Source organism: Paracoccus sp. MKU1 (assembly GCF_001447385.1).
GTDB lineage: Bacteria > Pseudomonadota > Alphaproteobacteria > Rhodobacterales > Rhodobacteraceae > Paracoccus.
In genome coordinates, this window is sequence record NZ_LLWQ01000067.1 from 1 (window position 1) to 1952 (window position 1952).

Below are 1952 nucleotides of genomic sequence, written 5' to 3' on the forward strand. Positions count from 1 at the left end.
CGCAATATCGCTGCTTATGCGCCCTCCGACGGCGATGAGGCGGTGGGCGGATTGTAAGCCAGGCGACAGTCGGAACCGGGCGGCGGGGCCTTGTGTCGAATCTGACAGGCGAGTTGCTCACTCATGTGGGCCACGAAACCGACGTGGTCCCGTGTCTGGCGCTATCAATGGTAGGCGGTTAAACTATCAACGAAATAACGGAGATGCGGGTGGCGAAGCGGTATACGGGCAACAGCAGCACAGAGCCCAGACAGGATCGGAAGGTGGACCTGGGCGACGCATTGCGCAGACGCATCCTGACGATGCGGATTGCTCCTGGTGCCGTGCTTGACGAGGGCGAACTCAGCGAAGAATTCGGTCTCTCCAAGCCGCCGGTGCGAGAGCTTCTGCGGCAACTGGCCGGCGAAGGCTATGTGGAACTGGAACCCAATCGCCCCGCGCGTGTAGCCCCGATGGGATATCAAGCCTTGCGCGGTTTTTTCCTCGCCGGTCCGATGATCTACATAGCTGCGACAAGGCTTGCGACGGAGCGGGCCACTCGGGCGGACATCGCGCTGCTGAAGGACATTCAAAGCCGCCTCCGAGAGGCGACGATCTCGGGCGATGTGGACGAGAGAATCCTCCTGAACAATGAATTTCACCTCCAGATCGGCCTGATTGGGCGCAACGCCTATTTGTTGCCGAGTCTGCGCAGGCTGCTGATCGACAATGGGCGGATAGGCCGGTCCTTCTTTCGGGAAGGCAAGGACGCTCAATGCAGGATCGAGGCTGCGATGCGGCACCACGATCAGATCATCGAAGCGATCGAGCGGCAGGATCCCGACAGGGCGGAATCGCTCATCCGGGAGCATTTCGATCTTTCCAGGCATGATATCGCCGCCTATGCGGCGCCGGAGGGCCTGAACATTTCTTTGGGAATATAGAGGGCGGCCAGGGTCGCGCGGCCGAAATCGGCAACGGACAGCGATGTCAGCAAGGCGCGAGGGTCATCGCCCGCGCGCCTTGTCCAAGCTTCAAATATGCCGCACCAGCCGCAGCGCATCGTAGATCGCGGCATGGGTGTTGCGCGAGGAAACAGCATCGCCTATCCGGAACAGGGCGAATTGCCCATCCGGGTTGCGCTGCACCGTCTGCGGTTTGCCGGCGATCAACTCGTCGTAATCCACTTCGCCGCCATTGACCGAATGCGGGACCAGCTCGAAATAGAGATCGTCCAGCGGCAGGGTGCCGTTGTTGACCACGATCTGATCGACGACGCGCTCCTTGGTGGTGCCGTCGTAATCGGTTCCGATCACGGCGGTGATCGCATTGCCCGTGCGCCGGGCAGAGATCAGCCGCCAAGTCACGGTGAAGGTGGTGTCGAGCTTTTGCAGGGTGCGCATATAGGGCACCAGGTTCATGGCCATCACCTCGGGCGCGAAGGCGCGGTCGCGGGTCATGATTTCCAGCTTGGCCCCGCTTTGGGCGATGATTTCCGCCGCCTGCATGCCTGCATGATCGCCAGCATCGTCATGGATCAGCACATTGCTGCCCGGCTTCACATCGCCCGAGATGATGTCCCAGGTCGACACCACCAGATCGTTGCCCTCTTCAAGGATCTCGGTGCGGGGCAGCCCGCCGGTCGCCACGATCACCACGTCCGGCTTTTCGCCCAGAACGGTATCGGCCTCGGCATAGCTGTTGAACCTGAAGGTTACGCCCATGCGCTGACATTCCTCGTAGCGCCAGTCGATGATCGAGATCATCTCGCGCCGGCGCTCAGATTGCGCGGTCAGGCGGATCTGGCCGCCGGGATGGTTCGCGGCCTCATGTACGATGACCTCGTGGCCGCGCTCGGCCGCGACGCGGGCCGCCTCCATCCCCGCGGGGCCGGCGCCGATCACCACCACCCGCTTGCGCTCGCTGGCCTTTGCGATCTCGTGCGGCTGCTCGATCTCGCGCCCGGTCGAGGC

Annotated in this window: 2 protein-coding genes; one reads left to right on the forward strand and one right to left on the reverse strand. The window is 62.5% G+C overall.

Features of this window, described 5'->3' with window-relative positions; genetic code table 11:
* The first annotated feature begins 263 nt into the window (after window positions 1–263).
* Window positions 264–923, forward strand: a complete 660-nt coding sequence (locus AQY21_RS04800; RefSeq protein ID WP_199766698.1) for a GntR family transcriptional regulator — start codon at window positions 264–266, stop codon at window positions 921–923.
* A 90-nt stretch (window positions 924–1013) separates the two neighbouring features.
* Here the strand turns inward: AQY21_RS04800 and AQY21_RS04805 are convergent.
* Window positions 1014–1952 (reverse strand): FAD/NAD(P)-binding oxidoreductase (locus tag AQY21_RS04805; protein WP_152988100.1); only part of this gene is annotated, 939 nt, incomplete at its 5' end.